Genomic DNA, 25,189 nt, shown 5'->3' with positions numbered 1-25,189 from the left:
GCTGGGTTCTGACAAATTGGGCTCGCGGCCGATCGGCCTCGATGCCGTGGCCGTCTGGCGGTTCACAAAGCACTCCCTCGCGCGCGCAGCGACCTGAAGGGCAAGCCCAGCGCCGCGGGCCCGAAGGACCGACTGGCGAATATTACCAGCGCAACCAGCGCCACCCCATAAGGCATCATGACGAAGAACTGGTAAGGAATGCCTGGATACCAGGTTTGCAGCCTGATCTGCAGCGCATCGGCCAGTCCGAAACCCAGGCAGGCGACGAGCACCCCCAGCGGATTCCACCCTCCGAACACCACGCAGGCGATGGCGATGAAGCCTCTGCCCGCCACCATGCCCTCGACGAAGGCATTGACCTGGGCCAGCACCAGGAAGGCGCCTCCCAACCCCGCCATCGCCCCTCCGAACAGCACCGCCATGAAGCGGTAACGGTTGACGTCGATGCCCGCCGCGTCGGCGGCATGGGGGTTTTCGCCCGCGGCGCGCAGCTCCAGGCCCCAGCCGGTGCGCGGAAGGGCAAAATACAAAAGAAAGGCCAGCGCCACCGCGACATAGACGAGCAGCGTATGGCTGAAGAACACCGGCCCGATGAAGGGAATGTCCCTGAGTGGCCCGAAATCGACGGCGGAAAACGAGGGAATCATGACCGGAGCGCCGCCTATCGTCAGCCGGTAGCCGACGCCGGAAAGCCCCGCACCGAGAAAGACCAGCGCCAGGCCGGATACGATCTGGTTGGCGCACAGGTAGATGGACACCCAGCCATGCACCGCCGCCAGCAGCAAACCGCCCAGAATGGCAAGGACCACGCCGCCCCAGGGCGTACCGGAATAGACGGCGCCGGCCGCGGCCAGGAATGCACTGAACAGCATGATGCCCTCCAGCCCCACGTTCATGACGCCGGCGCGTTGGCTCACTGTCTCGCCCAGGGCGGCAAAGGCGATGGAAATGCTCAGGCGGATGCCCGCCGCCGCCAGCCCCGCAATCATCAGATCCATCAGGCCGTCCCCTTCTTGTTCGAGATCGCGTCAAAGCAAAGAAAGCCCAGTATCACCACGCCCTCGATGATGTAGACGATGGGAAACGGGATATTGGCTTCGCGCTGCAAAACCCCCGCACCCACATAGAAGATGGCGAACAGCACGGCCATGGGCGGCACCCAAAGCGGCGACAGCCTGGCCATCAAGGCAATGGCGATGGCCGCCTGCCCATAGCCGGACGAGAAGTTGTCCTGCAGCCGCTCGTATATGCCGGCGACCTGCACGCTGCCCGCCAGCCCCGCCATGCCCGCGCTGATGAGCATGGCCCATACAATCACCCGCTTTTCCCGCAGCCCGGCATATCGGGCCGCAAAAGGGTTGCGGCCCACGGCCGTCAGCCTGAAGCCGAAAGCGGTTTTCTTGATGAGAATGGCAAGCACCACCACCGCAAGAACGGCGACGATGAGCCCGTAATGGACGCGCGATCCTTCGATGAGGTTGGGCAGCAGCAGCGTTTCAGGCAGGTAGTCGCTCCAGGGCATCAGCCGGGAGGGCTCCTGCAGGGGGCCGCGTATCACCCAGCTGAGCAATTGCAGCACGATGAAATTGAGCACGATGGTGGAAATGATTTCACTGGCCCTGAAGCGCACCCGCAGCCACCCCACCAGCGCGCCCAGCGCCGCGCCGCCCGCAAAGCCCACTGCAAGGTATAGCGCCAGCCCCAAGGGAACAGGCAGGCCCGCAAACAGCGGCGCGCAGGCGAATGCCGCCATCGCGCCCATCAGGAACTGCCCATCTCCCCCAATGTTGAACACCCCCGCCCGAAAGGCCACCGCCACGCCCAGGCCGACCAGCGTCAAGGGTATGCAGTGCGTCAACACCTCGTAGAAGCCGTTGGTCGTACCCAGGGTGTAGGCAAGCAGCGAAACGTAGGCCGTGAGCGGATTCTTGCCCGCGGCGATGATGAAGAAGGCCGGCACCAGGGCCGTCACCGCCACGACGGCCAGCGCGGCCCACCATAGCGATTTGCGCATATCGGCGCCTCCATCCGCGATCAGGGTCGGGTTGGCACTCATCTTTGCGTCATCCACCTGCCTACTTCCTGAATGGTCGTTTGCGCAACCGGCACGGGTCCGTGCAGCCGCCCGGCCGACAACACCATGATGCGGTCCGCGATCTGCCAGACCTCGGCCAGATCGGCGGACGCCAGCAGGACGCCGGCGCCCGAGGCTCTGCGCGCCAGCAGCTGATTGTTGATGAAAGCGATGGTCTTCACGTCCAGACCCCGCGTCGGATGCGCCGCGACGATCATGCTCGGATCGCTTGCCAGTTCGCGCGCCAGAACCAGTTTCTGTTGATTGCCCCCCGACAGCTGGGACATGGCGGCGTGCAGGCCGGGCGTCTTGACGGCGTAGGCGGATACCGCTTCGCCGACAGCCGCCTCGACCTGCTCGGGCTGCAGCCAGCCGCTCCGGTTGAATCGCGCATTGTCCAGATGGGTAAGCAGAAAATTGTCGGTAAGCGACGCATCGGCCAGCACCCCGTCCCTGAGGCGGTCTTCGGGAATGTGGCAAACGCCCGCGCGGCGCAGCACCGCCGCGTCCGGATAGCGCCCCCCGTGGCCGCCGAACCAGTAGTCCAGCCTGCCCTCGTCAGGCTCGAGCAGGCCCGCGACGACTTGCACCAGCTCGGATTGCCCGTTGCCCTCCACCCCGCACAAGGCCAGGATCTCGCCGCGGCGCAGGTCGAAATCCACCTCATGCAAAGCCACCGTGCCGTTGGGGCGCCTGGCGGTCAGGCCCCTGGCCTTCAACAGGCATTGCCCTTCTTCGTCGGAAGCGCCCTTGGGCCGCAGCACCGGCATGTCGTCGCCCACGAGCAGGCGAATGAGATCGTCGCGGCTCTTGCCGCCCACCTCCGAGGTGCTTACCACTTTTCCATGCCGCATGACGACGACGCGCCGGCAGGAATCGAGAATGTCCTCGAGCTTGTGGCTGATGATGATGACCGAGGTGCCCTGGGCCGCCAGTTCCGCCACCATCCGGAACAGGGCCGGCCGTTCTTCCTGGGACAGCACGGCCGTGGGCTCGTCCAGGATCAACAGGCGCGGCTTCCGGGAAAGCACCTTCATGATCTCGACCCGCTGCTGCTGGCCCACCGTCAAGCGGTCCACCCTGGCGTCGAAGTCCACCTCGATACCCAGGCGCTGTGCAATCGCGCTGACCGCAGCCTTGAGTTCGTCGAAGCGCAACACGGCGCGGCGCCCCCAGCGCGGATCGCCCAGCGCCAGGTTCTCGGCGACAGTCAAGGCTCCGACCAGCTTGAAGTGCTGGTGCACCATGCCGATACCGGCCTCGGCCGCTTCGCGCGGCGAAGAAAAGGCGACCGGCCGGCCATCCAGCCGCATCGAGCCTTCGTCGGGGCGGATGAGGCCCGAGATGACATTCATCAGCGTGGACTTGCCCGCGCCGTTCTCGCCAAGTATTCCCATCACCTCGCCGCGGCCCAGGTCGAAGCCCACGCCATCGTTCGCGACGAGGCTGCCGTAACGCTTGGTGATGCTCTCCAGCTGCAGCAGCGGAGTGTCGACCATCGTACGGCTCCCCTCAGGAGGTTTTCTCACGGATTTCGGGCAGGTCTTTTATCGTGCCGGCGCGTATGCCGTCCTCGATCTCTTTGATGGCCGCCTTGTCCCCGCTGGACAGCTTGTCCTCGAAATTGCGGAAGGGCGCCAGGCCGATGCCGTTCTCGTTCAATCCGAGCAGATAGTTCTTGGGCTCGATGCTGCCGTCGATGACCTTGCTGATCGCCATGTCGATGTTGACGTCGAACCTTATGAGCGCGGTCGTCACGATGGTGTCGGGAGCCAGGCCGGCCGAGTCGAAGGCCGTGCCTATCATCAGAGCGTGTTTCTCCTTGGCCGCCTGCAAGGTGCCAAGCACGTTCTCGTTGCCGATGCCCGATACGACGTCGGCTCCGCTGTCTATCATGCTGGTCGTGATTTCCTTGGCCTTGGCGATGTCGGAGAACGAACCCACGTAAGCCGAAAGCACTTGTACGTCGGGGTTGATGCGCTTGCTGCCGCGCTTGAACCCTTCGTCGTACTCCTGGATGGTGGGCACCGGGATGGCGGGAACGTTGGCGATCTTGCCCGACTTGCTCATCAGGGCGGCCACGGCGCCGGCCATATAGCCCGCATCGCCCCAGCGGTTGTCGAAGGAGGCGAGGTTGGGCGCCTCGGAAACCTTGGTCGTATTGACGATGAACCAGGTATCCGGAAAACGCTTGTGGATGCGCTTGGCCGAGTCGGCAAACTGGAAGCCGTGGGCGATCACGACGTCGTAGCCGTCGCGGGCATACGAGGACAAGGCCTCTTGGGCCTCGGCCACCCCCGTATTCTCGCGCACCGAGACCTGCAGATCGGGGTATTTTTCCTGAGCCTTCTTGATGCCCTGAGCCGCGGCGCTGTTGAAGGTGCCGTCCGTCACCGAGCCGGGCAGAATAAGCGCCACCTTCAAAGCGGTCTTGTCCTGCGCGCCAACGGTAAACGGAACAACGGCCAGGCAAAGGGTGCAAAGCAATCGGCGTAGCATGTTTTTCTCCTTTGGGGTTTTATATCGATGCTGCGTTGCTGTCGGCGGCGGGTCCGCCTTGCGTTGCCGAGCCCCGCCAGTGCGCTAGGCTTTGTACGACCGCATCATCTCCAGCGCTTCCTTGCTGGTCATGACGTTGCCGAATTGCTGGATGATGTTCTCCAGCGCCGAGCGGTGCTCTTCGTCGGACAACGCCCCGCAGCAGTCGGACAGCATCGTCACCTTGAAATCCATCATCATGGCGTCGCGAGCCGTTGATTCGCAGCAAACATTGGTCTTGGTTCCGGCGATCAGCACTGAATCGATGCCCATGCTGCGCAGCACGCGTTCGAGCGAAGACGAGCCCGGCGTCAAGGCGCTGTAGCGGTTCTTGATGATGGTGATGTCCTCGTCGGCCACTTCCAGCTCCGAATAGACCGCCTGGTTCTGAGGCGAGTTGCTTTCGAGCGTGCGGGTGCGCACCTCGCCGGCCACCACGTGGTTGTAGAACAGATCCCAATCGCTGCGCCCCTTGTGCTGGGTATTGGCATGCAACACCCAGATGACCGGCACGCCGTCCTTGCGCAGCTCGGCGGTCAGCGCATTGATGTGCGGCACGATGCCCCGCGAGGACGCCACCTCGGCCGGCGATCCCGGCGCGCAGAAGGTGTTCTGCATGTCGATGACCACCAGCGCCGTGCGCTTGGGATCGATTTTCTCGTAAAAATTGATGCGGCCGCGACGAGCCATGAGGCGGTCGAGGATTTCTTGTCGAATCTGTATGTTGTGCATTGCGTTCACCGATACGGGGTTGCGGAGGGACGGATTCAACCGCCGACGACATCATAGAGGAAAGGGTCTTCGCTCAAGGCGATCTCGCTGTCCAGCAAGTGTCCGCAGCCGTTGCAGACGAACTGGCGCAGGACGAGATCGGGGTGCACCGAAGCCGACCAGCCCGGCAGTTCGGCAACGGGCTCGGACTTCAGCGCGGCATGATCCTTCCAGTGCGAAGCGCTGCCGGCCTCCGTCAGTTCATGGCCGCATTCGGCGCAGCATATGCTGCTTCCGCCCTGGGTTTCGCGGCGCACCAGTGTGGGGGAAATACGGGTCATGCGTGCACTCCTGTGTTCAAGCGCTCGGCTTTCAGCTGTTCGCGCCGCGCCCGGGTGGCGGATTCATCGGGCCGGCCGTTGTGGAACACCACGCCGTACAACGCCTCGGCGGCCTCTTCGGATACGGTCCGGGTGGCGACGTCCGTGACGACATCGGCGATCGGCCGCGCCAAGGGGTCGCCCACGCCGCCGCCCCCATTCCAGCGAAGGTAGAAAGCATCATTGCTTCCCAAGGGGAAGACGCCCCAGCTGATGGGCTCGGGCTTCCCGGACAGCGTGGCGGCATCGGTCTCCATGCGGGGCGCCGAACCATTCTCAGAGCCGCGAAACAGCACGTAGTCGTTGGCGGCGCCAGAGGTGCCTCCCGCCAGGCCGTCGCTCATGGGGAATTTCGAGCCCTTGCCCGACAGCACGAAGTTGATGCCGCCGTCGGGGCAGCCGTGCGGCACGATGGCGATCTCGCCGCCCAGGCCGCCCCGGTACCTGCCGGCGCCGCCGGAATCGCGCATGCGCCGCCGGAACAGATAGCGGATGGGAAAAGCGCCCTCGACGGTTTCGACGTTGGCCATGCGCGAGATCGGATTGGGCATTTCGCCTCCGATGTCCACGCCGTCCCCGTAGGTCTTGGCGCCGCCCGCGCCCGCGAAGGTTTCGGTCAGCGTGTCGATGGCCAGGCGCCCTTCGCGCGTGTGGCCGAACATGAAGACCGCAAAGTGATTGGCGTGCCACACGGCGGTGGCCTCGTCCTTGTATTTGTCGCTGGCGGCAAGCATCTTGCCGATGGCCGAGCAGGCGGCGTTGTTGACCGACTGGATCGCCCCGACCGTGGCCACCGAGACCGGCGCCGGGCGGGTGCAGTTGACGATGCTGCCCTCGGGCGCAATCATCTTGATGGGCTCCACCGCCCCCTGGTTCCAGGTAATGTCGTAGCACAGCAGGGGGAACAAGGGGGCGAACAGGCCGCCCAGCGCCGCCCATTTGGTGCAGTTCACGCTGTATTGCGATTGGGGGCTGGACCCGGTGAAATCGAAGGTCAGGGTATCGTCGCGCTTGGTCATGGTAAGCAGCACCTTGGCCGTCTCGCCCTTGACGTCGATATACTGGCGCGACTGCCACTGGCCATCGGGCAGCTCTCGAAGACGCTGGCGCAGCAACTGCTCCGACTGTTCTATCAAGGTGCGGCCGACATGGTCCACGGCGTCGGCGCCGTACTTCTCGATCAGGGCCAGCATGCGCTGGCCGGCGACGTTGTTGCAGGCTATCAGCGAACGCAGGTCCAGCGCCACCATCTCGGGGCTGCGCACCATGTTCAGGAAGGTGTCCCACACATCCTGCCGCAGCTCGCCCCGGCTGATGAGCTTCAGGCCCGGGCTGCTGAAGCCCTCGCTGTAGATGTCCGTGGCATCGGGCGCGAAGCCGCCCGGGTTCATCGCCCCGATATCCGATACGTGTACGAAGCAGGCGCTCCAGGCCACCAGTTTTCCTTCGTGGTGGATGGGGGCCAGCATGTAGACGTCGGAGGTGTGAAGCGCCGCAGTGTACGGATCGTTCAGCATGAAGACGTCGCCTTCTTCGATCTGCCCTTCGAAGCGTCGTATGATGGCCTTGCAGGCCTCGGCGGCGCTGGTCAAGTGGTGCAGGAAGCCGACGCCGCCCATCAGCAGCGATCCATCGGCCCTGTACAGGCTGACCATCAGGTCGTGGCCCTCGTTGGTGATGGCGGTGCCCGAGACGTGCTTGAGGGTGATGACCGCCTCTTCGACGACGCGGAACAAGCGGTGGCGGATGATGGAATAGGTAATTGGATCCATGCTTGACCTCACTCGAATTCGACGATGACGTTGCGATACTGATCGATGCCGGCCTTTTGTCCGGCCTGCAGCACGATGGTGGTGATGGGGGTGTGCACCACGGCCGGGCCGGTCAGGCGATTGCCGGGGGCCAGCTTCTCGAAGTCGTAGATGTCGGCGGGCGCCAGGCCGTCGGCCCGCTCGACGAAGATATCGCGCTTGCCGATGAGGGCGCCGCTGGCGTCCGCTCCCCCCATGGGCACGGTCGGAACCTCCGGCTTCTTGAGCAGGCCTTCGGCCTTGAGGCGGAAGAGCTTCATTTCGATGCCGGCTTCTCGATAAGCCGACCCTTTGCCGAACTTGCGCTCGTACAGCGCTTCGAAATCGGACAGCAATTGCGCCAGGCCCTCGTCCGTCAGGGGCACGCTGGCCCGCACCGGCGTGGTCAGTTCATGCACCTGGCGCGCGTAACGCAAATCGACCGACCATTCGAAGCGCATCTGATCATCGGCGAAGCCCTCTTCGCGCAGCTGGGCCCGGGCCTGTTCGATCAAGGGCTCGTAGATGGCATTGATTTCGGCGGCGGGAACATTCGCAGGCAAGGTCCGCGTTACCGAATACTGATGGACGATGTCGGCCGACACCAGGCCGAAAGCGCAATTCACGGATGCAGTATAGGGAATGACGATCTTGCGCACACCCAGCTCCGCGCCGAACATGGTGGACAGCATGCCGCAAGAGCCGCCGAAGGAATGCAGGACGAAGTCGCGCGGGTCCAGACCGCGCTCCACGGTGATTTCGCGTATCAGGTCGGTGATCTGCGCCGACGCCAGGCGATAGATGCCGATGGCCGCCTCTTCGACGCTCATGCCGAGCGGCTTGGCGATTTTTTCTTCGAAGATCCTGCGCGCCGGCTCGACGTCGAGCTTCATGCTGCCGCCCAGGAAGGTGTTGGGATCCATGTAGCCGATCAGCATGAAGACGTCGGTGAGGGTGGGCTCTTGGCCGCCCAGGCCGTAGCAGATGGGCCCCGGGCGCGAGCCGGCCGAGCGCGGCCCCACGCGCGGCTCGCCGGTGGCTTCGTCGATGCTGATGATGGACCCGCCGCCGGCCCCGATGGACACCACCTCGATCTTGGGCGCCGAGTAATGGAAGCGGTCGACCATGGGCTCGCGCGCATATTCGATTTCGCCGTCCTGGATGACGCTGACCTTGAACGTGGTGCCTCCCATGTCGGTGGCGATGACGTCTGGCTGGTCCAGCAGCTGGCCCAGCGACTTGCTGCCTATCACCCCCGCCGCCGGCCCGCATTCGAGCATGCCCACCGAACGGTCGCCGGCTTCGCCCGCCGGCAGCAGCCCGCCATAGCCCTGCATGACCATGGTCTGGCCGCGGTAGGCGGTGTCCGACAACTTGCCTTGCAGGTCGGCCAGATAGCTTTGCGTGATGCCGCCGCAATAGGCGTTGATGACCGCCGTGGAGGTGCGCTCGTACTCGCCGGGCAGGGGCGCAATGTCGGAAGACAGGGTGCAATAGGCATCCGGCGCCACGCGGCGCGCCACTTCCTTGATGGTTCGTTCGTTGGCCGGGTTGGCAAAAGACCACAGCAGCGACACCGCAATCGCCTCGGCGCCTTTTTCGTCCACCAGATAGCGCACCGCCTTCTCGACCTCGTCCGGGTCCAGTTCGCGCAGCACTTCCCCGACCGAATCGACCCGTTCTCCCACGCCGTGGATCAGCTCGGGGGCCACGAGGGGCGCGGCGCGCTCGGTCTTGACGATGTGCTTGATGCGGTCTTCGGTCAGCCCGCCCCAGCGGCCATAGGCGCCGCGGGTAACGAGTATGGTGTCTTCGAAACCTTCGGTGGTAAGCAGGCCCACCTTGGCGCCGTCCCGCGTGAGAATGGTGTTGTCGACCACGGTGGAGCCGTGTACGAACAGATAGGTCTGCGCCAGCAGGCTGTCCACCTCTTCGCCCATGGCGTCGGCCGCCGAGCGTATGGAATCGAAGATGCCCGTCGCATAATCAGGCGGCGTGGAGAGCGCCTTGCCGATGCGTATGGGCTCGCCCGCCGCGAAAACCACCGTGTCCGTGCACGTGCCGCCCACGTCTGTGGCGATCACGTACTTGCGCCTTTGTGCTCCATCCATGCCTGCCTCGCCTCCTGATTTATCTGTAATTACAGCTGTATTTGCAGCTTTTATAACAGCTACTTTTACAGGTAACAAGTATGGAGAACACCAGACAAGGGTAAATCCCTACTGCGTATCGAATGGGAGTTTTGGGTCGTTTAGTCCGAGGCGTCGAGCGCGACGTCTACGACCGCTACGAGGAAGAAAGGGCAGGCGCGCCGGCGACGGGCCGCGCCTTGACGCTCGGAGACTCGGCGTCGGGCACCGGGCAATCCGTCTAGAATTGCGCCGCCCGCAGCGCCGTTACTTCGCCGGCTCCAGTATGTCGCGCGGCCCGACGAATTGCTCGAACTTATCGAACTCGATGTTGTAGAGTTCGCCATCGACCTTCTCGGCACGGCGTATGTAGATGTCCTGGATGATGTCGCGATTGTCGGCATCGATCTGGACGGGGCCGCGCGGGCTAGTCCATTGCATTCCTTTCATGGCCTCGAGCAATTGCTCGCCCGTCGCGTCGGGACCGGCTTTCTTCAGCGCCTCGTAGATTAAATGCATGCCGTCATAGGCTTGTACCGACTGGAAGCTGGCCCGCATTTGGTTGTTGGTGAATTTGCTGAAGGCCTCGACATAGGCCTTGTTCTCGGGCGAGTCATGGGCGGCGGAATAATGGTGCGAAGTAATTACATCCAAGGCTTCGTCGCCCATGGATGGCAGCAAGTCGTCTTCAAGCATATCGCCGGTGCCAATAAGCCTGATGCCGGCCTCTTTCAAGCCCCTGTCCGCGAACTGCTTCATGAGGGGCGTACCCACACCCGACGGCACAAAGACAAACACGGCATCCGGCTTGATGTCTCGCACGCGCTGAAGAAAAGGCGCGAAGTCGGGGTTCTGCAGTGGGATGCGCAGCGCGTCGGCCACCGTGCCGCCCGCATCGGTAAAGCGCTTCAGGAACACCTTCTCGGCATCATGACCAGGGCCGTAGTCGGACACCAGCGTGACCACTTTCTTGATATCGTTCTTGATCGCCCAGTCCGCAATGGGCGCTGTGGTCTGAGGCAGATTCTGCGAAGTACGCACGATGAAGGGCGAGCGTTCGACGATGGACAAGGTGGCGGCCGACATGACTATCATCGGCACCTTGGCTTGGGTAGCGACGGGCGCCGCGGCAAAAGCCAACGGCGTCAAGCCAAAGCCGGCCAGCACGTTGACATGCTCTTTGACGACGAGCTCCTGAGCGATGCGCTTGGTCGTTTCCGGCTGCACACCACCGTCATCCTTCAGAATAAGCTGTATCTTGCGTCCGGCGACTTCGTCGCCATGCTGCTCCATGTACAGGCGAGCACCCATTTCGTGCTGCTTGCCGGTCGAGGCAAAGGGACCGGTCATAGGTGTAATCAGGCCTATCTTGAACGGCGCTTCCGCGGCGAAGCCGGATGTGGCTGCCAGCATACAAGCCGTCGCTGCCAGCGCATGGGATAGTAGTCGCTTCATGGTGAGTCTCCTGTTGGCTCTTATATGTAACGGCTGCGCGACATGGAACCAGGGGGGTTTCATCATGCGCAGCCGTTCTGTCGACCCAGTCTAATTCACAACGCTTCCATTGCGCCCACCAAATAGCTTTTAACGTGAGCGATAACTTTTATAATGAATTTGTAACCGCACATGGCACCCACTAGGGCCTGCGGAAAGAAGCGCCGGGAAGCCGTACCAAGTGGCGTATCCGTTCGGGACATGCATAAAAAAAACCGCCGCACGCATCGCTGCGTACGGCGGTTTCGAGAGACGGGGCGTAGCGCCCCGCCCGGCCGGTGCTTATTCGCCCGAACTGTCGTCCGGAGAAGAAGCGGGCTCGTCGCTGGAGCCGTCGTGAGTGACGGGCGCCTCGATCGCCGGGGGCGTATCCTCGAAGGGATTCGCCAGCGCGCGTGCTGCTTCGCGCTCGGCCGCCTCGTGACGCTCTTTGTCCTTGCGGGCCTTGTGGTACGACATGCCGGTACCGGCGGGAATCAGCCGGCCGACGATGACGTTTTCCTTCAGGCCGCGCAATTCGTCGCGTTTGCCCATGATGGCCGCCTCGGTCAGGACGCGCGTGGTCTCCTGGAAGGAAGCCGCGGAGATGAACGAGTCGGTCGACAGCGAAGCCTTGGTAATGCCCAGCAGCACGTTGTCGTACGTGGCGGGGATCTTGCCCTCGGCTTCCATGCGGTCGTTTTCGTTCAGCAGCTCGGAGCGCTCGACCTGCTCGCCGGTGATGAAGCTGGTGTCGCCGGCATCGGTGATGTTCACGCGGCGCAGCATCTGCCGCACGATCACTTCGATGTGCTTGTCGTTGATCTTCACGCCCTGCAGACGGTAGACGTCCTGGACTTCGTTGACGACGTAGTTGGCGAGCCGCTCGATGCCCTGCAGACGCAGGATGTCGTGCGGATCGGGCGGGCCGTCGACGATCATTTCGCCCTTGTTCACCACCTGGCCGTCGTGGACCAGCACCTGCTTCTCTTTGGGAATCAGGGTTTCGTGGCTGACGCCGTCCAGGTCGGTGATGACCAGACGCTGCTTGCCCTTGGTGTCCTTGCCGAACGAGACCGTGCCGGTGACGTCGGCCAGCGTGCCGGCGTCCTTGGGCGAGCGGGCTTCGAACAGCTCGGCCACGCGGGGCAGACCGCCCGTAATATCGCGGGTCTTCTGGGACTCTTGCGGAATACGGGCAAGAATCTCGCCGACCGCGACCTGCTGTCCGTCGCGCACGGTGATCAGGGCGCCGACCGGGAACGAAATGTTCACGGGATGCTCGGTGCCGGCGATCTTGACTTCTTCGCCCGCCTCGTTGAGCAGCTTGATCTGCGGACGCATCATGGCCTTGCCGGAGCGCGTCTTGGGCGTGATGACCACCAGGGTCGAAAGACCGGTGATCTCGTCCAGCTGCTTGGCGACCGTCACGCCCTCTTCGATGTTCTCGAAGCGGACCTGGCCGGCGAACTCGGACACGATGGGGCGCGTCAGCGGATCCCAGTTGGCAAGACGCTGGCCGGCCTTGACGACATCGCCGTCGCTGACCGAAATGGTGGCGCCGTAAGGGATCTTGTGGCGCTCGCGCTCGCGTCGGCTGTCGTCGAAAATGACGATCTCGCCCGAACGCGAAATGGCCACCTTCTCGCCCTTGGCGTTGGTGACATAGCGCATGGTCAGCGCAAAGCCCACCGTACCGGCCGACTTGGTCTCGACCGAGCTGGCCATGGCGGCACGGGAAGCCGCGCCACCGATGTGGAAGGTACGCATGGTGAGCTGCGTGCCGGGTTCGCCGATGGACTGAGCCGCGATGACGCCGACGGCCTCGCCCTGGCTGACCATGGCGCCGCGGCCCAGGTCGCGGCCATAGCAGTGCGCGCACAGGCCGTGGCGGGTTTCGCAAGTGAGCGGCGTGCGGATCTTGACCTCGTCCACGCCCAGGCTGTCGACGTAGTCGACCAGGTCCTCGTCCAGCAGGGTGCCGGCGGCGATCGCGGTTTCCTGGTTTTCAGGATTGACGATGTCGCTCGCCGTGACGCGGCCCAGGATGCGGTCGCGCAGCGGCTCGATGACTTCACCGCCTTCGACCAGCGCCTTCATGGTGTAGCCATGAGAGGTGCCGCAGTCCACTTCGGTGATGACGAGGTCTTGCGTCACGTCGACCAGACGGCGGGTCAGGTAGCCCGAGTTGGCGGTCTTGAGCGCCGTATCGGCCAGGCCTTTACGGGCGCCGTGAGTCGAAATGAAGTACTGCAGTACGTTCAGGCCTTCGCGGAAGTTGGCGGTAATGGGCGTTTCGATGATCGAGCCGTCCGGCTTGGCCATCAGGCCGCGCATGCCTGCCAGCTGGCGGATCTGAGCGGCGGAACCCCGGGCGCCCGAGTCGGCCATCATGTAGATGGAGTTGAAGGACTCCTGGCGCACTTCTTCGCCGTGGCGGTTGACCACGGGTTCGGTGGACAGATGCTCCATCATCGAGCGGCCGACCTTGTCGCCCGCCTTGCCCCAGATGTCGACCACGTTGTTGTAGCGCTCTTGGGCGGTGACCAGACCGGACGAGTACTGCTTGTCGATCTCTTTGACTTCCTGGCTGGCCTGGGCAAGGATCTCTTCCTTGACCGAGGGGATCAGCATGTCGCTCATGGCGATCGAGATGCCGCCGCGCGTGGCCAGGCGGAAGCCCGCCTGCATCAGCTTGTCGGCAAAGATGACCGTGGCGCGCAGGCCGCAGCGACGGAACGACTGGTTGATGAGCCGCGAGATTTCCTTCTTCTTGAGGGGCCGGTTCAGCGAAGAGAACGGCAGGCCCTTGGGAAGGATCTCGGACAGCAGCGCGCGGCCGACCGTGGTCTCGAAACGGCGCAGCACGGGCTGGAATTCGCCGCTGGCGTCCTTCTCGTACTCGTTCAGACGCACCGTGATGCGGGTCTGCAGCTCGACTTCGCCGGTGTCGTAGGCGCGCTGCACTTCGGCCAGGTCGGCGCAGAACATGCCTTCGCCCTTGCCGTTGATGCGCTCGCGGGTGGTGTAGTACAGGCCCAGCACGATGTCCTGCGAGGGCACGATGGAGGGCTCGCCGTTGGCCGGGAACAGCACGTTGTTGGAGGCCAGCATCAGGGTGCGCGCCTCGAGCTGGGCTTCGAGCGACAGCGGCACGTGGACGGCCATCTGGTCGCCGTCGAAGTCGGCGTTGAAGGCGGCGCAGACCAGCGGGTGAAGCTGGATGGCCTTGCCCTCGATCAGCACCGGCTCGAAGGCCTGGATGCCGAGGCGATGCAGCGTGGGCGCCCGGTTGAGCATGACGGGGTGTTCGCGAATGACTTCTTCGAGAATGTCCCACACCACCGGTTCCTGGCTTTCGACCAGCTTCTTGGCCGCCTTGATGGTGGTGGCCAGGCCCATCATTTCGAGGCGGTTGAAGATGAAGGGCTTGAACAGCTCGAGCGCCATCAGCTTGGGCAGGCCGCACTGGTGCAGCTTGAGCTGAGGGCCGACCACGATGACCGAACGGCCGGAGTAGTCGACGCGCTTGCCCAGCAGGTTCTGGCGGAAGCGGCCGCTCTTGCCCTTGATCATGTCGGCCAGCGACTTGAGCTGGCGCTTGTTGGCGCCGGTCATGGCCTTGCCGCGGCGGCCGTTGTCGAGCAGCGAGTCGACCGACTCCTGCAGCATGCGCTTCTCGTTGCGCAGGATGATGTCCGGCGCCTTGAGCTCGAGCAGGCGCTTGAGGCGATTGTTGCGGTTGATGACGCGGCGATAGAGATCGTTCAGATCGGACGTGGCGAAGCGGCCGCCGTCGAGCGGCACCAGCGGACGCAGGTCCGGCGGCAGCACGGGCAGCACTTCCATGATCATCCAGTCGGGCTTGATGCCGGACTTCTGGAAGCCCTCGAGCACCTTGAGGCGCTTGGAGATCTTCTTGATCTTGGCATCGGAACCCGTGGCCTTGAGCTCGGCGCGCAGGGTCTCGACCTCGCGGTCGATATCGATGGTGCGCAGCAGTTCGCGCACGGCTTCGGCGCCCATGAGGGCGTGGAAGTCGTCGCCGTACTCTTCGGTCTTGGCCAGGAAGTCGTCGTCGGACATGATCTGCCCGCGCTTGAGCGGGGTCATGCCCGGCTCGATCACGCACCATGCTTCAAAGTACAGCACGCGCTCGATGTCGCGCAGCGTCATGTCCAGCACCATGCCCAGACGGGAGGGCAGGCTCTTCAGGAACCAGATGTGCGCAACGGGGCTGGCCAGCTCGATGTGGCCCATGCGTTCGCGGCGAACCTTGGCGACGGTGACTTCGACGCCGCACTTTTCGCAGATGACGCCGCGATGCTTCAAGCGCTTGTACTTGCCGCACAGGCACTCGTAGTCTTTGATGGGGCCGAAGATCTTGGCGCAGAACAGGCCGTCACGCTCGGGTTTGAACGTGCGGTAGTTGATGGTTTCGGGCTTGCGGACTTCTCCGTAGGACCACGAACGCACCTTCTCCGGCGACGCGATGCCGATCTTGATGGCGTCGAATTGCTCGTCTTGCGAGACTTGTTTGAAAAGGTCGAGTAGCGCTTTCATTATTTACGCTCCAAATCCATGTCGAGAGACAAAGATCTAATTTCTTTGACAAGGACGTTGAACGACTCGGGCATGCCCGCGTCGATGACGTGGTCGCCCTTGACGATGTTCTCGTACACCTTGGTGCGGCCGGTGATGTCGTCGGACTTGACCGTGAGCATTTCCTGCAGCGTGTACGACGCACCGTAGGCCTCGAGCGCCCAGACTTCCATCTCGCCGAAACGCTGGCCGCCGAACTGGGCCTTGCCGCCCAGGGGCTGCTGCGTAACGAGCGAGTACGGGCCGGTGGAGCGCGCGTGCATCTTGTCGTCGACCAGATGGTGCAGCTTCAGGTAATGCATGTAGCCGACGGTGACCGGACGCTCGAATTGCTCGCCGGTGCGGCCGTCGAACAACCAGGCCTGGGTGCGCCCGGGAGTGAGCTTGAGCTTGTCGGCCACTTCGTCGGGATAGGCCAGTTCGAGCACTTCACCGATTTCGGCTTCAGTCGCACCGTCGAACACAGGTGTTGCCACCGGCAGGCCGTTCTTCAGGTTGCGGGCCATCTCGATGATCTCGTCATCCGAAAGCTGTTCGAGATGAGCGGACCCGCCGCCGGCGTTGTAGACCTTCTCGAGATAGCTGCGAATCTGCTTGGCCTGGACGGTCCGCTCTTCGTTCAGCATGTCGGCCACGCGATGGCCCAGACCCTTGGCGGCCCAGCCCAGGTGAACCTCGAGCACCTGGCCCACGTTCATCCGTGAAGGAACGCCCAGCGGATTGAGCACGATGTCGGCCGGAGTGCCGTCGGCCATATGGGGCATGTCCTCGACGGGAGTGATGCGCGAGACCACGCCCTTGTTGCCGTGACGGCCGGCCATCTTGTCGCCCGGCTGCAGGCGGCGCTTGACGGCCAGATAGACCTTGATCATCTTCAGCACGCCGGGAGGCAGCTCGTCGCCCTGGGTGAGCTTCTTGCGCTTTTCTTCGAAAGCCAGGTCGAACTGGTGGCGCTTGTGCTCGAGCGACTCTTTGGCCTGCTCCAGGACCACGGCATGGGCTTCATCCGCCAGGCGGATATCGAACCACTGCCAGCGGTCCAGATCGTCGAGGTACTCGCGCGCAATGGCCGTGCCCTTGGCCAGCTTGCGCGGGCCGCCGTTGACGGTCTTGCCGACGAGGAACTTGCCGATACGGTCGAAGGTGTCGTTCTCGACGATGCGCAGCTGGTCGTTGAGATCTTGGCGATAGCGGCGCAGTTCATCGTCGATGATGGACTGGGCGCGCTTGTCGCGCTCGATGCCCTCGCGGGTGAAGACCTGCACGTCGATCACGGTGCCGACCATGCCCGAAGGCACGCGCAGCGAGGTGTCCTTGACGTCGGAAGCCTTCTCGCCAAAGATGGCGCGCAGCAGCTTTTCTTCGGGAGTGAGCTGGGTTTCGCCCTTGGGCGTCACCTTGCCCACCAGCACGTCGTCGGCGCGCACTTCAGCGCCGATGTACACGATGCCGGAGTCGTCCAGGCGATTGAGCTGGGTTTCGGCCAGGTTGCTGATGTCGCGGGTGATTTCTTCCGCGCCCAGCTTGGTGTCGCGGGCCACGACCGTCAGCTCTTCGATGTGCACCGAGGTGTAGCGATCGTCGGCGACGACCTTCTCGGAAATGAGGATGGAGTCCTCGAAGTTATAGCCGTTCCAGGGCATGAACGCGACGAGCATGTTCTGACCCAGGGCCAGTTCGCCCAGGTCGGTCGATGCGCCGTCGGCCAGCACGTCGCCGCGCGCCACCTGGTCGCCGCGCTTGACGATGGGACGCTGGTTGATGTTGGTGTTCTGGTTGGAACGGGTGTACTTGATCAGGTTGTAGATGTCGACCCCGACCTCGCCCGCCACGTTCTCGTCGTCGTTGACGCGGATCACGATGCGGTCGGCATCGACGTGGTCGACCACGCCGCCGCGCACGGCCTGCACCGTGGTGCCCGAGTCGACCGCCACGGTGCGCTCGATGCCGGTGCCCACCAGCGGCTTTTCAGGACGCAGGCAAGGCACGGCCTGGCGTTGCATGTTGGCGCCCATCAATGCCCGGTTGGCGTCGTCGTGCTCGAGGAAGGGAATCAGCGAGGCGGCGACCGACACGATCTGCGACGGCGCCACGTCCATGTACTGGATGTTCTCGGGCGCGGTCAGCATGGTTTCGCCGGCCTCGCGGCAGGCGACCAGGTCGTCGACGAAACGCCCGCTTTCATCCAGCGTGGCGTTGGCCTGGGCGATGACGTAGTTGCTTTCCTCGATGGCCGACAGGTAGTCGATCTGCTCGCTGACCTTGCCGTCGACGATCTTGCGATAGGGCGTCTCGAGGAAGCCGAACTCGTTCAGGCGCGCGTACAGCGCCATGGAGTTGATCAGGCCGATGTTCGGACCTTCGGGCGTCTCGATGGGGCAGACCCGGCCGTAGTGGGTGGGGTGCACGTCGCGCACCTCGAAGCCGGCGCGTTCACGCGTAAGGCCGCCGGGACCAAGAGCCGATACACGGCGCTTGTGGGTGATCTCGGACAGCGGATTGGTCTGGTCCATGAACTGCGACAGCTGGCTGGAACCGAAGAACTCCTTGATGGCCGCCGAAATGGGCTTGGAGTTGATCAGGTCGTGCGGCATGAGGTTTTCGGTCTCGGCCTGGCCCAGACGCTCTTTCACGGCGCGCTCGACACGCACGAGGCCGGCGCGGAACTGGTTCTCGGCCAGTTCGCCCACGCAGCGCACGCGGCGGTTGCCCAGGTGATCGATATCGTCGATCTGGCCGCGGCCGTTGCGCAGCTCGACCAGCACCTTGATGGTATCGAGGATGTCCTCGTCGGTCAGCGTCAGCGGGCCCGTCATGTCGTCGCCGCGACCCAGGCGGCTGTTGACCTTCATGCGGCCGACGCGCGACAGGTCGTAAGTTTCTTCACTGTAGAACAGGCGCTGGAACAGGGCTTCGACAGCCTCTTCGGTAGGCGGCTCGCCCGGGCGCATCATGCGGTAGATGGCAACGCGCGCGGCCATCTGGTCGGCGGTTTCATCGGTGCGCAGGGTCTGCGAAATATAGGCGCCGCGGTCCAGGTCGTTGGTGAACAAGGTCTGGATGTCGCGGATGTTGGCGTCGCGGATGTCGGCCAGGATGGATTCGGTGATCTCGTCGTTGGCGTTGGCGATGACTTCGCCGGTTTCCGGATTGACCACGTTCTTGGCCAGCACCCGGCCCAGCAGGAAGTCTTCGGGCACGGAGACGCGCTCGATGTCGGCCGCCGCGATATCACGCAGGTGCTTGGCATTGACGCGCTTGTCTTTCTCGACCAGCACCTTGCCGTCGCGGTCGGTGATGTCGAACCGCGCCACTTCGCCCTTCCAGCGCTCGGGCACGAACTCGAGCATGGCGCCTTCGGCCTGCATCTCGATGTTGTCGAATTCGAAGAAGTGCGCCAGAATCGCCTCCGGCGTCATGCCGATGGCTTTGAGCAGGATGGTGACCGGCATCTTGCGGCGACGGTCGACACGGAAGAACAGGACGTCCTTGGGGTCGAACTCGAAGTCGAGCCACGATCCGCGGTAGGGAATCACGCGCGCCGAGAACAGCAGCTTGCCCGAGCTATGCGTCTTGCCGCGGTCGTGCTCGAAGAACACGCCCGGCGAGCGATGCAGCTGCGAGACGATCACACGCTCGGTGCCGTTGATGACGAAGGAGCCGGTATTGGTCATGAGCGGCATTTCGCCCATGTATACTTCCTGCTCCTTGACTTCCTTGATGGTGGGTTTGCTGACTTCGCGGTCCATCAGCACCAGGCGCACCTTGGCGCGCAGGGGCGAGGCATAGGTCAGGCCGCGCATCTGGCATTCTTTCACGTCGAACACCGGGTCGCCCAGCACATAGCTGACGAACTCCAGGCGGGCCATCTGGTTGTGACTTACGATCGGAAATATGGAGGTGAAGGCGGCTTGCAGGCCTTCGTCCTTGCGTTGGGATGGGGGTGTATCAGACTGCAGAAAGGTTAAGTATGATTGCAGTTGAGTCGCCAAAAGGTAGGGTACGTCTTGGACGTCTTCACGCTTGGCGAAGCTCTTACGTATGCGCTTTTTTTCGGTATACGAATAAGGCATGAGCACTCCGACTCGAGGGGTTACATGGGCCGTCAACCACGGCCCTGGCTTACGACTCCAGAGAACCCGGCTTGCCGCCCAAGGGCGCAAATACGGGTTTTCTGGAGACGCAAAAGCCCGGGAAGGCTAAAAACACCTTCCCGGGCAGGCGTCGACAAGCTTACTTGAGCTCGACTTTGGCGCCGGCTTCTTCAAGCTTCTTCTGAGCAGCTTCGGCATCAGCCTTGGCCATGGCTTCCTTGACGGTCTTGGGAGCGCCGTCAACGAGGTCCTTGGCTTCTTTCAGGCCCAGGCCGGTGATTTCACGCACGGCCTTGATGACGCTGACCTTGTTCGCGCCGACTTCAGCCAGCACGACGTCGAATTCGGTCTTTTCTTCAGCAACAGCTGCAGCGCCACCGGCTGCGGGGGCAGCGACGGCGACAGCGGCGGCGGCGGCCGACACACCGAATTTTTCTTCCATGTCCGTAATCAGTTCGGACAGTTCCAGGACGGTCAGGTTAGCGACTGCGTCCAGGATCTCTTCTTTGCTCAATGCCATTTTTAGAACTCCAAATAGGTATAAATGCCAGGGTTGGGTATCGCTCTGTCTTTCGACGAGTCCCGGAAACGCTTACGCGGCTTCCTTCTGGTCGCGCACGGCGGCAAGGCCGCGCACGAACTTGGTGGGAACTTCGTTGAGCGTACGCACAAACTGCGTGACGGGTGCCTGCATGGTGCCCATCAGTTTCGCCAACAGCTCTTCGCGAGACGGCATGGTGGCCAAAGCCTTCACGCCCTCGATATCCAGGACGTTGTTGGGCAATGCCCCGCCTGCGATGACGAGCTTGTCGTTGGTTTTTGCGAAACCGGCGAGCACCTTGGCGGCCGAAACCGGATCCTGACTGACGGCGTACATCAGAGGACCGGACATGTGGGACGAAAGCGCCTCGAAAGGCGAACCGGCCACGGCTCGGCGCACCAGCGTGTTCTTGAGAACACGCAGATACACACCCGACTCACGCGCTTGTTTGCGCAATACGGTGACGGCAGCGACGTCCAGACCACGGTACTCGGCGATAATAACTGACTGGGCCTTTGCAAGTTCTGCAGAGACTTCCTCAATTACGACCGCTTTCTCTTCACGATTGAGACTCACGGTTTGAACACTCCATCTAACGACACGAGAGAGGGTCTCTCGTGTCTACCGAATGCGGCGCACCTGGTCGAGTTCTTGAAAAAAGAAATCTTCCATGGGCGCCGTCTGCGCTGGATACAGGCTGCAAGCAGCCCGGCGATTAAGCCCTTGGGCCGGCCTCGCGGTCGGTTTGGGGGCTCCAGCGGTCTTTGACAGCGGCACCCGGGAAGGCCCCGGGTACAGCCCAAAGTTCTTGTGCCGCGGTTTGATTAAACCGACAGCGAAGCTATTTCGACGCGAGCGCCGCCGCCCATGGTGGACGAGACGGCCAGCTTGCGCAGGTAAATACCCTTGGACGCCGTGGGACGGGCTTTGTTCAATGCATCGACCAGCGCGTTCAGGTTTTGCTGAAGCTGCTCGACGCCGAAGGAGGCGCGTCCGATGGTGGCGTGTATGATGCCCGCCTTGTCGGTGCGGTACTGCACCTGACCGGCCTTGGCGTTCTTGACGGCGGTTGCGACGTCGGGCGTGACCGTGCCCACCTTGGGGTTGGGCATGAGGCCGCGGGGTCCCAGAACCTGGCCCAGCGCACCCACGACGCGCATTGCGTCGGGCGAAGCGATGACGATGTCGAAATCGAGATTGCCGGCCTTGATGCTTTCGGCCAGGTCGTCCATGCCGACGATGTCGGCGCCGGCTTCCTTGGCGGCCTCGGCCTTGTCGCCCTGGGTGAACACGGCAACACGAACCGACTTGCCGGTGCCGGCGGGCAGGACCACCGAACCACGCACGAGCTGGTCGGATTTCTTGGGGTCGATGCCCAATTGCACGGCGACGTCGATGGACTCGTCGAACTTGGCCGTGGCCGTTTCCTTCACCAGCGCAAGCGCCTCGGCGACGGGATAGAATTTGGTGCGATCGATTTTGGCCTTGATCGCGGCGGCGCGTTTACCTAGCTTGGCCATGTTATATCCCCTCGACCGTGATGCCCATGCTGCGGGCGCTGCCGGCGATCGTACGCACCGCGGCGTCCAGATCGGAAGCCGTGAGATCGGGCGTCTTGGTCTTGGCGATTTCTTCGGCTTGCGCGCGCGTCAGCACGCCCACCTTGTCGGCATTCGGACGAGCCGAACCCTTTTGAACGCCCGTGGCCTTCTTGATGAGAATGGCCGCCGGAGGCGTCTTCATGATGAAGGTGAAGCTCTTGTCGGCGTAGGCGGTGATGACCACGGGAATCGGCAGACCGGGCTCCATGCCTTGGGTCTGGGCGTTGAACGCCTTGCAGAATTCCATGATGTTCAGGCCGCGCTGACCCAGCGCCGGACCGATCGGGGGTGATGGATTCGCTTTACCAGCCGGCACTTGCAGCTTGATAAAGCCGACGATTTTCTTCGCCATGCTTTGCTCCTTGCGGGTTCAAACGCCGGCGCGCCTTGCGGCCGGCTCCCCGGGGTTGAAAATTCAGGTCTTTTCGACCTGACCGAAATCGAGTTCCACAGGGGTGGCGCGGCCAAAAATGGTCACGGACACACGCACCTTGCTTTTCTCGTAATTGACATCTTCGACGTTGCCGTTGAAATCGGCGAACGGACCTTCTTTGACACGCACCATCTCGCCGACTTCGAAGAGAATCTTGGGACGCGGCTTTTCGACGCCCTCTTCCATCTGGGAGAGGATTTTCTCGACCTCGCGATCGGAGATGGGCGCGGGACGATTGCCCGAGCCGCCCAGGAAGCCCGTGACCCGGTTGGTGTTCTTCACCAGGTGCCAGGTTTCGTCGGTAAGATCCATTTCTACCAGCACGTAGCCGGGAAAGATACGGCGTTCGGTGATGGATTTCTTACCGCCTTTGACTTCCACCACTTCTTCGGACGGAACCAGTATGCGGCCAAAGGACGTCTGCAACCCGGCACGCTCTATGCGTTCGAGGAGCGCCTTGTGCACACTTTTTTCCATGCCCGAATAGACGTGGACGACATACCAACGCTTGCTCATGTGTGCCCTTTATCTCCAGCCCAGCAGCAGGCCATAGATGACCCAGCCCAGGGTTTTGTCGACAAGCCACAGAAACAGGCCCATGACCGCCACGAAGGCAAACACGATGGCGGTCATCTGGGTGGCTTCTTTGCGCGTGGGCCAGACGACTCGCTTGACTTCGTTGTACGAATCGCGCAGATAGCCGATGCTGCGCCGGCCGGGTTCGCTGAACCAGGCTATGAGCGCCGCCACGATGACGCTGCCGATGAATATCCCGACCCGCGCCACGGTGGGCTGGTCATCGAGCACCGAGAACGCGACGATGCCGGCAATGATGACGAGCACCGCGAGACCCAGCTTGAGGCGGTCTACGGTGCTGCTAACGGTTTCTACGCTGGTGTTCGACATATCCGGGCGAGTGACCTCGCGGCTAGTGCGGCCTGCTTTGCCGCGGCGATGATGGCAGGGGCAGTAGGAATCGAACCTACAACCTTCGGTTTTGGAGACCGACGCTCTGCCAATTGAGCTATACCCCTATAACCTGCTGAGGAGTCCTGTGCTGTGACAGGGTGCGATACAGGACCCGTTTACTGCTCGGACAGAGCGCGGCTCCGTCCGTTTGTTGCATTTTAAAACTTACTTGATGATTTTAGCCACCACGCCGGCGCCCACGGTACGGCCGCCTTCGCGGATCGCGAAGCGCAGGCCCTCTTCCATGGCGATCGGCGCAATCAGCTTGACCTGCATCGACACGTTGTCGCCAGGCAGCACCATCTCTTTGTCCTTGGGCAGGTCGATCGTGCCGGTCACGTCCGTCGTGCGGAAGTAAAACTGCGGACGATAGCCGTTGAAGAACGGCGTGTGACGACCGCCCTCTTCCTTGGACAGAATGTACACCTCGGCCGTGAACTCGGTGTGCGGGTTGATCGAACCGGGCTTGGCCAGCACCTGGCCGCGCTCGACGTCCTCGCGCTTGGTGCCGCGCAGCAAAATACCCACGTTGTCACCAGCCTCGCCCTGATCGAGCAGCTTGCGGAACATTTCCACGCCCGTGCAGGTCGTCTTGACCGTGTCCTTGATACCGACGATCTCGATTTCCTCGCCGACCTTGATGATGCCGCGCTCGATACGACCGGTCACCACCGTGCCCCGACCCGAGATCGAGAACACGTCTTCCACAGGCATCAGGAACGCGCCATCGACCGCACGCTCGGGCGTGGGGATGTACGAGTCCAGCGCCTCGGCCAGTTGCAGGATCGCCTGCTTGCCCAGCGGACCGTCGTCGCCTTCGAGCGCCAGCTTGGCCGAACCCTTCACGATCGGCGTATCGTCGCCCGGAAAGTCGTACTTGGACAGCAGCTCGCGCACTTCCATCTCGACCAGCTCGAGCAGCTCTTCATCGTCGACCATGTCGGCCTTGTTCAGGAACACGATGATGTACGGCACGCCCACCTGGCGGCTCAGCAGAATGTGCTCGCGCGTCTGGGGCATCGGGCCGTCTGCGGCCGACACCACCAGAATGGCGCCGTCCATCTGCGCTGCGCCCGTGATCATGTTCTTGACGTAGTCGGCGTGGCCCGGGCAGTCAACGTGCGCGTAGTGGCGCGCGGCCGTCTCGTATTCCACGTGCGAGGTGTTGATCGTGATGCCGCGCGCTTTCTCTTCGGGCGCCGCGTCGATCTGGTCGTAGCCCTTGGCTTCGCCCGAACCAAACTCCTTGGCCAGCACCGTCGTGATCGCCGCCGTCAGCGTCGTCTTGCCGTGGTCAACGTGGCCGATCGTTCCTACGTTTACGTGCGGTTTGGTCCGCTCAAACTTACCTTTTGCCATGGCTGACTCCTGACTGTGGAATTAAGCAACAAAAATGAATGTAGTGAGTGGTGCCCATGACGCGGATCGAACGCGTGACCTCTCCCTTACCAAGGGAGTGCTCTACCACTGAGCCACATGGGCATACTTCTTTACCGTAAAAACCCGCCTTTTTACAGGTTGCCCTGTAAAAAAACGAGCCTCGAAAAACTGGAGCGGGTGAAGGGAATCGAACCCTCGTCGTAAGCTTGGAAGGCTTCTGCTCTACCATTGAGCTACACCCGCATGGGGATTCCGTTCTTTCTCGCTGTTCTTTCCGGGGTTTGATACCGCCAGCCATGCCAGACACCGAGTTTCTGCCTATAGCCGCCCCGGGCTCCGGGCCCGGGCATGCGTGGCAGCGCCTGCGGGTAAGCTCTGGTGGTGGGAGTTGGATTCGAACCAACGTAGGCGCAAGGCCAACAGATTTACAGTCTGCCCCCTTTAACCACTCGGGCATCCCACCAAAAGAGAACC

19 protein-coding genes and 4 tRNA genes are annotated in these 25,189 nt (G+C 62.8%); 1 reads left to right on the top strand and 22 read right to left on the bottom strand.

The features are described from left to right. Positions 1 to 62: 62 nt before the first annotated feature. From CSC67_RS04305 to CSC67_RS04270, 8 genes are all read right to left on the bottom strand, one after another. A complete protein-coding gene (locus CSC67_RS04305) occupies positions 63 to 998 on the bottom strand; it encodes an ABC transporter permease (protein ID WP_118993306.1) in 936 nt (311 codons plus the stop codon). Next, positions 998 to 2,056, bottom strand: coding sequence for an ABC transporter permease (locus CSC67_RS04300; RefSeq protein WP_118993305.1), 1,059 nt, complete (start codon positions 2,054 to 2,056; stop codon positions 998 to 1,000). The genes CSC67_RS04305 and CSC67_RS04300 overlap by 1 nt, the downstream gene beginning before the upstream one ends. Further along, complete coding sequence (locus CSC67_RS04295) at positions 2,053 to 3,573, bottom strand: ABC transporter ATP-binding protein (protein ID WP_118993304.1); 1,521 nt, start codon at positions 3,571 to 3,573, stop codon at positions 2,053 to 2,055. The genes CSC67_RS04300 and CSC67_RS04295 overlap by 4 nt, the downstream gene beginning before the upstream one ends. Positions 3,574 to 3,586: 13 nt before the next feature. Continuing rightward, positions 3,587 to 4,573, bottom strand: a complete 987-nt coding sequence (locus tag CSC67_RS04290; protein WP_118993303.1) for a BMP family protein — start codon at positions 4,571 to 4,573, stop codon at positions 3,587 to 3,589. Between the two features lie 84 nt (positions 4,574 to 4,657). Beyond that, complete coding sequence (locus CSC67_RS04285) at positions 4,658 to 5,344, bottom strand: isochorismatase family protein (RefSeq protein WP_245220120.1); 687 nt, start codon at positions 5,342 to 5,344, stop codon at positions 4,658 to 4,660. A gap of 35 nt (positions 5,345 to 5,379) precedes the next feature. Then, on the bottom strand, positions 5,380 to 5,664 hold the full coding sequence (locus CSC67_RS04280; protein ID WP_118993302.1) for an acetone carboxylase subunit gamma: 285 nt from the start codon (positions 5,662 to 5,664) through the stop codon (positions 5,380 to 5,382). Then, a complete protein-coding gene (locus CSC67_RS04275; protein ID WP_118993301.1) occupies positions 5,661 to 7,475 on the bottom strand; it encodes a hydantoinase B/oxoprolinase family protein in 1,815 nt (604 codons plus the stop codon). The genes CSC67_RS04280 and CSC67_RS04275 overlap by 4 nt, the downstream gene beginning before the upstream one ends. An 8-nt stretch (positions 7,476 to 7,483) precedes the next feature. Continuing rightward, entirely contained in the window at positions 7,484 to 9,604 is a 2,121-nt protein-coding gene (locus tag CSC67_RS04270; RefSeq protein WP_118993300.1) for a hydantoinase/oxoprolinase family protein, read from the bottom strand. 131 nt (positions 9,605 to 9,735) lie between these two features. Here CSC67_RS04270 and CSC67_RS21635 point away from each other — a divergent pair, with 131 nt between their 5' ends. Continuing rightward, positions 9,736 to 9,867: a hypothetical protein gene (locus CSC67_RS21635; protein ID WP_280812670.1), complete on the top strand. Its 132-nt coding sequence runs from the start codon at positions 9,736 to 9,738 to the stop codon at positions 9,865 to 9,867. 22 nt (positions 9,868 to 9,889) lie between these two features. Here CSC67_RS21635 and CSC67_RS04265 read toward each other — a convergent pair whose 3' ends face one another. The 14 genes from CSC67_RS04265 to CSC67_RS04200 form a co-directional block, all read right to left on the bottom strand. After that, positions 9,890 to 11,077, bottom strand: coding sequence for an ABC transporter substrate-binding protein (locus tag CSC67_RS04265; RefSeq protein WP_118993299.1), 1,188 nt, complete (start codon positions 11,075 to 11,077; stop codon positions 9,890 to 9,892). Between the two features lie 321 nt (positions 11,078 to 11,398). After that, positions 11,399 to 15,658, bottom strand: a complete 4,260-nt coding sequence (gene rpoC, locus CSC67_RS04260; RefSeq protein WP_118993298.1) for a DNA-directed RNA polymerase subunit beta' — start codon at positions 15,656 to 15,658, stop codon at positions 11,399 to 11,401. Beyond that, complete coding sequence (gene rpoB, locus CSC67_RS04255) at positions 15,658 to 19,770, bottom strand: DNA-directed RNA polymerase subunit beta (protein ID WP_118993297.1); 4,113 nt, start codon at positions 19,768 to 19,770, stop codon at positions 15,658 to 15,660. The genes rpoC and rpoB overlap by 1 nt, the downstream gene beginning before the upstream one ends. Positions 19,771 to 19,930: 160 nt before the next feature. Next, a complete protein-coding gene (gene rplL / locus CSC67_RS04250; protein ID WP_118993296.1) occupies positions 19,931 to 20,311 on the bottom strand; it encodes a 50S ribosomal protein L7/L12 in 381 nt (126 codons plus the stop codon). Positions 20,312 to 20,383: 72 nt separating this feature from the next. Beyond that, positions 20,384 to 20,908 (bottom strand): 50S ribosomal protein L10, encoded by a 525-nt coding sequence (rplJ, locus tag CSC67_RS04245; RefSeq protein ID WP_118993295.1) that lies wholly within the window; start codon positions 20,906 to 20,908, stop codon positions 20,384 to 20,386. A gap of 248 nt (positions 20,909 to 21,156) precedes the next feature. After that, positions 21,157 to 21,852, bottom strand: a complete 696-nt coding sequence (rplA, locus tag CSC67_RS04240) for a 50S ribosomal protein L1 (protein ID WP_118993294.1) — start codon at positions 21,850 to 21,852, stop codon at positions 21,157 to 21,159. Between the two features lies 1 nt (position 21,853). After that, a complete protein-coding gene (gene rplK / locus CSC67_RS04235) occupies positions 21,854 to 22,285 on the bottom strand; it encodes a 50S ribosomal protein L11 (protein ID WP_118993293.1) in 432 nt (143 codons plus the stop codon). 63 nt (positions 22,286 to 22,348) lie between these two features. Next, the gene (nusG, locus tag CSC67_RS04230; RefSeq protein WP_017524622.1) at positions 22,349 to 22,882 is read right to left on the bottom strand and encodes a transcription termination/antitermination protein NusG; all 534 of its coding nucleotides are present in this window, start codon (positions 22,880 to 22,882) and stop codon (positions 22,349 to 22,351) included. A 9-nt stretch (positions 22,883 to 22,891) separates the two neighbouring features. Next, the gene (gene secE / locus CSC67_RS04225; RefSeq protein ID WP_017524623.1) at positions 22,892 to 23,272 is read right to left on the bottom strand and encodes a preprotein translocase subunit SecE; all 381 of its coding nucleotides are present in this window, start codon (positions 23,270 to 23,272) and stop codon (positions 22,892 to 22,894) included. Between the two features lie 52 nt (positions 23,273 to 23,324). After that, positions 23,325 to 23,400 (bottom strand) — tRNA-Trp (locus CSC67_RS04220). A gap of 100 nt (positions 23,401 to 23,500) precedes the next feature. Then, positions 23,501 to 24,694 carry an elongation factor Tu gene (tuf, locus tag CSC67_RS04215; RefSeq protein ID WP_118993292.1) on the bottom strand — a complete coding sequence of 398 codons (1,194 nt, stop codon included), beginning with the start codon at positions 24,692 to 24,694 and terminating at the stop codon, positions 23,501 to 23,503. A gap of 48 nt (positions 24,695 to 24,742) precedes the next feature. Further along, a tRNA-Thr gene (locus tag CSC67_RS04210) sits at positions 24,743 to 24,817 on the bottom strand. Positions 24,818 to 24,884: 67 nt separating this feature from the next. Further along, positions 24,885 to 24,958 (bottom strand) — tRNA-Gly (locus CSC67_RS04205). Positions 24,959 to 25,091: 133 nt separating this feature from the next. Next, positions 25,092 to 25,178, bottom strand: a tRNA-Tyr gene (locus tag CSC67_RS04200). Positions 25,179 to 25,189: the final 11 nt, after the last annotated feature.

It is taken from the genome of Pusillimonas caeni, from assembly GCF_003545815.1.
In the GTDB taxonomy this organism is placed as follows: Bacteria; Pseudomonadota; Gammaproteobacteria; order Burkholderiales; family Burkholderiaceae_B; genus Pusillimonas; species Pusillimonas caeni.
This window is presented reverse-complemented; position numbering and strand designations above follow the sequence as displayed.